Source organism: Bradyrhizobium sp. LA6.1 (assembly GCF_040547805.1).
Classification (GTDB): Bacteria; Pseudomonadota; Alphaproteobacteria; order Rhizobiales; family Xanthobacteraceae; genus Bradyrhizobium; species Bradyrhizobium barranii.
In genome coordinates this window covers 1-7,431 of sequence record NZ_JBEPQK010000046.1, presented here as the reverse complement: position 1 = coordinate 7,431, position 7,431 = coordinate 1, and the positions used below count along the sequence as shown (strand labels likewise).

At 61.2% G+C, this 7,431-nt stretch carries 8 protein-coding genes and 1 pseudogene; 4 read left to right on the top strand and 5 right to left on the bottom strand.

Features of this window, described 5'->3' with window-relative positions:
* The first annotated feature begins 126 nt into the window (after positions 1-126).
* The 4 genes from ABIB99_RS44210 to ABIB99_RS44195 all read left to right on the top strand — a co-directional run bounded on the left by ABIB99_RS44210 (position 127) and on the right by ABIB99_RS44195 (position 1,498).
* The gene (locus ABIB99_RS44210) at positions 127-579 is read left to right on the top strand and encodes an Hsp20 family protein (RefSeq protein WP_502917574.1); all 453 of its coding nucleotides are present in this window, start codon (positions 127-129) and stop codon (positions 577-579) included.
* Positions 580-592: 13 nt separating this feature from the next.
* The gene (locus tag ABIB99_RS44205) at positions 593-916 is read left to right on the top strand and encodes a hypothetical protein (protein ID WP_304494793.1); all 324 of its coding nucleotides are present in this window, start codon (positions 593-595) and stop codon (positions 914-916) included.
* Between the two features lie 14 nt (positions 917-930).
* On the top strand, positions 931-1,158 hold the full coding sequence (locus tag ABIB99_RS44200; protein ID WP_354182252.1) for a hypothetical protein: 228 nt from the start codon (positions 931-933) through the stop codon (positions 1,156-1,158).
* A gap of 130 nt (positions 1,159-1,288) precedes the next feature.
* Entirely contained in the window at positions 1,289-1,498 is a 210-nt protein-coding gene (locus ABIB99_RS44195) for a response regulator (protein ID WP_354182250.1), read from the top strand.
* Between the two features lie 606 nt (positions 1,499-2,104).
* Here the strand turns inward: ABIB99_RS44195 and ABIB99_RS44190 are convergent.
* From ABIB99_RS44190 to ABIB99_RS44170, 5 genes and pseudogenes are all read right to left on the bottom strand, one after another.
* On the bottom strand, positions 2,105-2,368 hold the full coding sequence (locus ABIB99_RS44190; protein WP_354182248.1) for a hypothetical protein: 264 nt from the start codon (positions 2,366-2,368) through the stop codon (positions 2,105-2,107).
* Between the two features lie 1,139 nt (positions 2,369-3,507).
* A complete protein-coding gene (locus ABIB99_RS44185; RefSeq protein WP_354182247.1) occupies positions 3,508-3,831 on the bottom strand; it encodes a DUF736 domain-containing protein in 324 nt (107 codons plus the stop codon).
* 277 nt (positions 3,832-4,108) lie between these two features.
* Positions 4,109-5,089: pseudogene (locus ABIB99_RS44180) on the bottom strand (ParB/RepB/Spo0J family partition protein); the annotation flags it as partial.
* 539 nt (positions 5,090-5,628) lie between these two features.
* Entirely contained in the window at positions 5,629-6,648 is a 1,020-nt protein-coding gene (locus ABIB99_RS44175) for an IS110 family transposase (protein ID WP_354182245.1), read from the bottom strand.
* On the bottom strand, positions 6,602-6,874 hold the full coding sequence (locus ABIB99_RS44170) for an IS110 family transposase (RefSeq protein WP_354182243.1): 273 nt from the start codon (positions 6,872-6,874) through the stop codon (positions 6,602-6,604). Before ABIB99_RS44170 ends, ABIB99_RS44175 begins: the two co-directional genes overlap by 47 nt.
* Positions 6,875-7,431: the final 557 nt, after the last annotated feature.

Sequence of the window (7,431 nt, the reverse complement as noted above, 5' to 3'; positions counted from 1 at the left end):
GACTCGATGGAAGCCACTGTGGACCCTTATCTCGGGGTCCCGATTGGATGCCGATCACCCCGAAAACGGGGTCCTTATTCCATGCCGAAACACACGTAGACATCTTGCTCTCAGGAGGATTTGGCTATGCGCACCTACGATTTTGCACCCCTCTGGCGCTCGACCATTGGCTTCGACCGCCTTTTCGACCTCGCAGAAACCGCTCAGCGGGCCAGCGAGGACAACTATCCACCCTACAACATCGAACGGCTGGCGGAGGATCGCTATCAGATCTCGCTGGCTGTGGCGGGTTTCTCGCCCGAGGATATCGTCATCACCGGCGAGCAGAACGTGGTGACGGTCGAAGGCAGCAAATCCGACAAGACAGATTTCCTCTATCGCGGTATCTCGCACCGCAACTTCAAGCGCCAGTTCAGCCTCGCCGAATATGTCCAGGTGAAGAGCGCAAGCCCCGCCGGATTGCGATCGGCGATGCCTCGGCCGGCAGCGTGCCGAAGCTGGAAGCTAAGGCCGCCGCCTAGCGCAGACGCCATTGGAGCCGTGCGACGAATCGTGCGGCTCCCATCCATTCGTCAATGAAAAGGAGAGGACCATGCGGCCAACGACCGCTGACGACAACGTTTTCGACTTCAACGCTCTTCTTCATCCCGGCACGGTGTTTGAAGCACCGAGAGACGTGCTGGATCATCCGGCCCTGACGCTGGCCGAGAAGCGCGCAATCCTGGCATCATGGGCGTCCGACGCGTCCGCGATCGCTTCCTGCCCGTCGATGCGCGCACCTGCCGGTCTCAAGAAGCCGGTATCGATCGACGAGATCTTGGACGCGTTGCGTGCCTTGGACGGTGGCCCCCGGACGCCACCCGGCGGAAAGCCTTACCGTCTCCGTTCGACCGAACGTGCGGCCGCCGCGGCGTAGTTTCGGAGGCCCAGATGACGATGGACGAAAACCTGGCACGCCTTCGTGCCCATCATAACAACATCAGCCGCTACCGCCGGCTCCTGCGTACCAGGCTTTTGCCTTTGGAACGCCAGTTCATCGAACGGCGACTTACCGAGGAGGAGGCCGCTCTGCAAACCCTTTCCGCTTCGACCTTTCCGATCGCCTTCAATGAGCCAAGGCCTGGTCGACCGCTGCCGGTTGCAGAGGTGATGCCATGAGCACGACCGTCAACCTGGGCCGACCGGGCTCGGGCTCGTTCCCTTTGGCGCTCCTCGGAAGGTCTTTCGTGCGCGAATATTGAAGACTCCGGCTGCGGACGGCGTATCATCGGCCGTGGAGATTTCAGGGATGGCTGTCTCGACCAACGAGCGTCCGATGTGTCCTGTGTGCAAGCACCGGATGGGGTTGGCGCGCATCTCTCCCGGCCCCCGCGGATTCGATGAGCGCACCTTCGAGTGCTCGACTTGCGAGCGAACCGAAGTGGTCCGCTTCGCCGTGGATCCGATGCAAACCGACGCGGTCGGCTGGCTCGCCGGTGAGCTGAAGCCGCCCAACTGAGGTTCGGTGTGAGTGGCGCGATGGATGAGGACTTCTGCAAAGACTAGACGCAACGCATTCGCGCATTGGCTGAGCGGGCTGATCTCCTTCACCAGGCGCTGCCTGTTGGCGCTGGTCGGCCCATACGCCCCAAGGTGGCCGGTCCCTTGAAGGCCGCGGAGCGGCCGCTGCCGGAGTCGGGTCGGCGAGGCGTGACCAAGAGCGCGATCGAAGTCTGGTGCGACACTCGCGGCGGCGGGGATCCCTGCCCGCGCGGGAGTCCGAGCCGGCCGCAGGACCTATCCGGGCCGCTGCGTGAAGGCAAGGGCCGTCTGCCGGCCAAGCCCGAGTGAGGTGCGGCTCGCACCTCCGGGCGCTTGACATGGCAACCATGAATCGAGGAGGCGAGAATGGTCCTGATAGGATTTGGCGGCCTGCTTGTTCTCGGCGGAATTTTGTACATGGCACGCGCTACTATTTGGCGGGGATCGCTTAGCCGGCCCGCTGGCGATTCCCTGGAGCCGACGCGGCGCGGCGTGGGATTCTTGGGGGTCGGAGCGAACTGGCCGGGCATTCTCCTTATGGCAATTGGTGCCGTTCTGTTGGTGGTGGGGGCCGGCCTTTAACTCAGCCACCCGCCGAGCTGTCGCCCTGGATGACAAGTTGGTATCGACGCTTCAGCCGATGGCTCGTGGTAGTAGCGGCGTTTTGGAGGCGATCGAGGTCCGCACCGTCTTTAGCAATCACGAGCAGTCGCCAATTCAGGCCATCGGGTTCCGCGTCGCCGTGTTCAATCCCGACGGAGATAACGAGCTCCCCGCCGGGAACGTGCCGGATCTCCTGAAGAGCGATCAGTTCGAGATCGGACTTGGACACCAACGTTCTTGCCACCGGTCTCCTCCCGGCCGGCCTAACGCAGCCTCAATCGTTCCGCGACTGCTTCATGAAAGCGGCCCGCTCGATCATGTCAGCGGGCTATTCCTTTTCGCTTCTATTTCCCTTTCATCTTCGGGTCATTCATAGTCGCCCCGGGGTTAGCGATATTGTAGCGACACAGCAGGGTCTGTTAGCGACAAATCTTGGATGTGCAGATAAGGGCTTAGGGCTCGCCAAGCGACAGAGCTTTTATCTTGCGCTGCTCCCTCTGCTCATCGTTACTCGCTCACCCTTCCTCTGTTTGACGAACTCGTGTCTGCTGATCTACGGATCAGCAGACAAATCTCCTATCTTTTTTGGTCTGTAAAAGAGGGAGATTTGCGACAAAACGCAGTTCGGATCATTGTAGTGGATCCTCCAAATAGCGCCTGCAGAAACACGTCGGCTGGTGGCCGATTCATTGCGAAAATGCCGCGCGACTTGGCAGTTGACGTACGAAGCCCCACTGCTTGCGCGCTTGCGATAGCGATCGTTACCCGGAGGGCCGAGACACCCGTAGGGTGGCTCGGTGAGGAGCGAAGCGAGGAGTAGAGCGCGGGCCGAAGGCATCGCCCGTACGCCATCAATACGCAATTATCGCACTCCTCCGCGAACTGTTGCCCGCGTGATCGAGGTCCTTTAGTGGCAAACCAGTCCACGGATCAACACACGGAACTAAGTCCCTTTTGTCTGCAAAAGAGAGCGATCCTGGTGCAGAAAATCCCAGCTGTGGCACGCCGAACGCACCAGCTTTAAGCAAGCGATCTGAGGCAGAAGCACGCAAGAATCGACCGTTCGGCACGCGTTCAAGCCATCAATTACGCCTCCGCGGTTGTCCATAGCTCGGCCTCAATTCCAACGGCGATCGAGCGATTTTCTGCATCGAAACAAACAGAAAAGGCCGTCGAACGACCTTCAGCTCCAGGCAAAATTCCGCTCGGTGCGAGTGCGTTTCTTCGATCATGATGGGACGTCTCGCAGGCAGTTCAGCCGCCGCTCCCTCTTCTACAGTGCCCACTTGAGGACGCTCTGACACCAGTCGCCGATGTTCAAGACCTAATTTCCGGACACAAGAACGGGCTCCCGCGCGATGCGCGGGAGCCCAACATTTTGATCTAGTCGACAGGATTCCAGATCAGGAAGAAGCTGCCTTCACCGTAAAGGCCAACCGTTCGACCAAGGTTGGCACAGAGCTTACGGCCTCCGAGGCCAGGTGCTGCAAATGACAAGCTGAGATAGTCCGCTCCGCGGCCGTCGCCGGTCAAAATCCGGCCGGATCCGACCTCGAGCCCGTGGGTGAAGATGCGAAAATCTGCTGAGTTATCGCCGGACTTATCGCGATTGGGCACGATGTCGATGTCGGCGCAGATAGGCAGGAATCTGAGCTGGCCCCTGAAGCCGCCGTGAATTGTGCGGGTGACGAATCCGATCGCGGTCATGGTCTGTCTCCTTCGTTGCCGCAAGGCGCCGATGCCCTGCGATGGCGAGACCGTCATGGCGGCCGGCCCGCAGCCGAACCCTTGGGGCGAAGCGCAGCGGCGCACCCGAGCTCGCTCCTTTTTTGCAGCGAAGCGGCCGCGAGGAGCCGGCTTGCCGGCGGGGAAAAAAGGAAGCGTGCGAGGGTTTCGGATGAGGGACGGCTGCCATAGGTCGTAGCGTCATAAGCAGGGAATCGCCCTCATCGGACGTAGGAGACAAGCCTAGCCAAAGATGGCCATTCAGCCGGTCAAACTCGGATTGAGCGAGCTGAAGGGCGGTCTGATCTTGCGCCGAAAGCTCGACCGGATGCGGGTAGGCACGGCGCATGCAGTGGGCATGCGGGAAGTCGAGATGGGGCTCCGTCCACTTCCATCCCTCGGCCGCCCGCAAGGCGTCCGCCTCCCGGCCAAGCCGTGCCGTCACCAAAAGATCGAGCAGCGCCAAATCTTCCAGATAGCCGCCGCGATCCTCGGTGAAGAGGTCGCGCAGGACCGTACCGCCCGCCTCGATATAGGCCTCGAGCCCGACGAACCGCGCCCGGCGATCGGTTGCGGCGACATGGGTTTCGGTGAGCAGACGGCGGATGGTGCTGGCATCGCGGTCGTAGGACAGGCGCTCATAAACGCCTTCCTGCCGCGCCTGATCGTCGGTGATGGCAAAGGCCATCAACTGCTCAAGGGTCAGATCGCCATCGCGATAGAGCTGCATCAGTTTGGGAGAAACCGCACCCAGCTGCAGGCGCTGCCGCACCACATGCGGCGTCACCCCGAAGCGCGCGGCGATCTCCTCCGCACCAAAACCACGCCCCTCCGCGAACTTCCTGAACGCCTCGAACTGGTCGGCGGGATGCATGTTTTCCCGGGTGACATTCTCGTCCAGGCTGATCTCGTGAGGATCGTTCGCGGTGTCGATGATGCAGCGGATCGCCTCGGTTTTCTTGATCTCCTTCCGTTTCACCCGCAAAAGCTGGGCAAGCCGCCTGCCCTCGCCGATGGTCACGAGATAGAACCCCGTGGCCGTTCCTTCTCCGTCCAGCTCTGGCTCAACCACCAAATTTTGCAGGATGCCCTTTGCGGCGATACTCGCCGCATAGCCCTCGATCGCCGCCCCGCTATGCGGCGTCCTGCGCGCATTGTTCGGTGACTTCTTCAGCTTGTTGAGCGGAATGAGGACCTCCGTCCCGCTCGCCGGAATGATTTCAACTGACTTGGCCGACATGATCATTCTTCCTCTTGCTTCCTTGGGTGCAAGGCGCACCACGCGCCTGCACCCCTGCCCGTCGGCAAGACCGGGGGTAGCAAGTGCCAGGGCGACCCGAGCGGAGGGGACTCCCCACCTTTTGCAAGAGCCTTTTTCTTGCAAGTTTGGCCAAACATTTGCAGCTTCCCGTTCTCACCTTTTGGGCAGGGTGAAGAGCGCAACATCGCGCTCGAAGCCCTGCCTCGCGGCGAGCAGCGGGTGTGCAAGCGGAGCGAGTGCCTTCGCGGGGAACCGGCTGCAGGAAGCGTGGATATCTGTCGCCGATCGCGTCAGTGAGAAGCGACCGAAGCTGGGCGGAAGGCACTCCGCAGCGCGCTGAGGGCGGAGCCCTAAGCCTTCGCTGCGGGAGCGCAGCGACGCGCAAAACGACACCGGCACGGCGACAACACTCATAAGTGCCATCGCTCGCTGATGTGAAGAACGACTGGTTACATCCGGGCCTGTCGTCGTCGCGACGCTACGCAATTTGGAAGCTTCGCGTCTCGCCGACGGCAGGATCAGGCCGCCGCGGACTGCGGCGGTCGGCCGTTGTCGAAGAGTTCGCCGGTCTTGAGCATGGCACAAGCGACGCCAATCAACCTGCTGCCGATTGATCGGAGCGCGCGCGCATGAGAATGTCCGCGCTTGCGTAAGGCGGCATATCGATTGCGTGTTTGGAAGTCATGCAGCACCGCAACGCGTGCCCAATGATAGACAGCGGTCCTGAGACGGTGCGGACAAGACTGCCTCATGATCACTACAATTTGCTTACCGCTGCGTCTCGTGACGGGCACGACGCCCGATAATCCCCGGAGCGCCTGAGCGTCTCGACGAACGATCGCATCGTGTCCTTCGGACAGAAGTGCCGCGAGGACGATCGTTCCGATTCCAGGCATCGACCGCAAGATCTCGGGATCGGCGTGAGGGGCGATGCCGCTCGCTGATGGAAGTTCGGCCACCGCCGAACACAGGCGCTCGAGTTCCTTCATGGCAAGCTTCATCTGCTGCATAACCAGCCGCAGACGGCCTAGAATGAGCTCGCAGTGCGCCACGCAGGCCTCCGTGACACCGGATGCAACAGATATCGGTGTGCTGCGGAGATGATTGAGCAAGGTGTCCGCAGTCCACCTCTTTACCCTGCTCTCCTTAAGGCGCCTTGCGATCGTCGACGTCCTCACGGCCCGCGCCCTTGCCGGTGTGGGGATCAGATCCCAAAGATCCAAAATCCACTGCTGCGACCAGTCTTCCGCGAGCTCGAGCATTTGCGGAAAATAACGCCAGAGCTGATGACGAAAGCGATTGGCCAACCGATTGCGTTCGGCGGACAAGTCCTCCGTCATGCGCGACCACTCACGTAACTGAATGATCGTCGGATGCACTGGCTCCAGGAATCGATAGAAACGGCTATCGGTCCGCAGAGCATCAGCGAGCACGAACGCGTCGAGCCGATCATCCTTGGCGCCTGCCATGGTGAAGCGATCTCGAAATCGATCAAGCTGCTTTGGATTTAGCGCATGAACCAGGAAACCCGAATCCATCAGGCTCTCGACGACGGGCCCGTGCGGGACCTCGATGCCAATCGCGATCCGGCCTGGCTCGGCACCCCGTCGTGCGCTGAATCCAGTCTGCCAGTTCAGCCAACCCGTCACCGCTATGTTGGAACGAACGATGGCCGAGTTTTGCTCCTTGGGCATCCAAAGCGTAAGCGTAGTGTGTCGCCGATGCCCAATCGACACCCACGTATGCAGCTATGTCTTCATTCATTCCCTTCCCTCCTTCGCAGTCGGGCAGCTGCGATCTTCGCCGGCCCTGTTCTGGCGCTCAAAGGCGCAACTCCCCACGGGGCGTCGAACGCAGCTCATCCGTCGGGGCACTCGTCCCCTCTGGGCGCTCACGGCGCAGGATCGCCAGGTGGCTCCCAACGAATCAGCCCGTAGGCCAACGATAGCCCCGTGAGGAGCATTTTGATTGGAACAGGGATCGCCCGCCCGATCAGGGCCGCTCGATAGAAGCGGGTCTGCACGGGCGCATGTCAGGCGTTCGAGAAGTTGATGTCCATTCGAAAGCACGGAAGACCGGGGAGACCGCTCGGGTCGGCGCCGGCGCCAGCCGGCGCTTTACCCTGGCGCGCGCGAGGGGCGGAGCCCATTAGACTTCAAGTGTTAGAACGTTGACCAAGTCAGCGCAGGCCAAAACAAGCGATCGACAACAAGAGCAAGAGTGAGCAAATCAAAAGAGGCACCCGCAGGAGGGTCAGCATAGCGCCGACGCGGAACGCGGCGGGACCCGGGACCGAGTGCAGTCGCGAGACCGGTTAACAA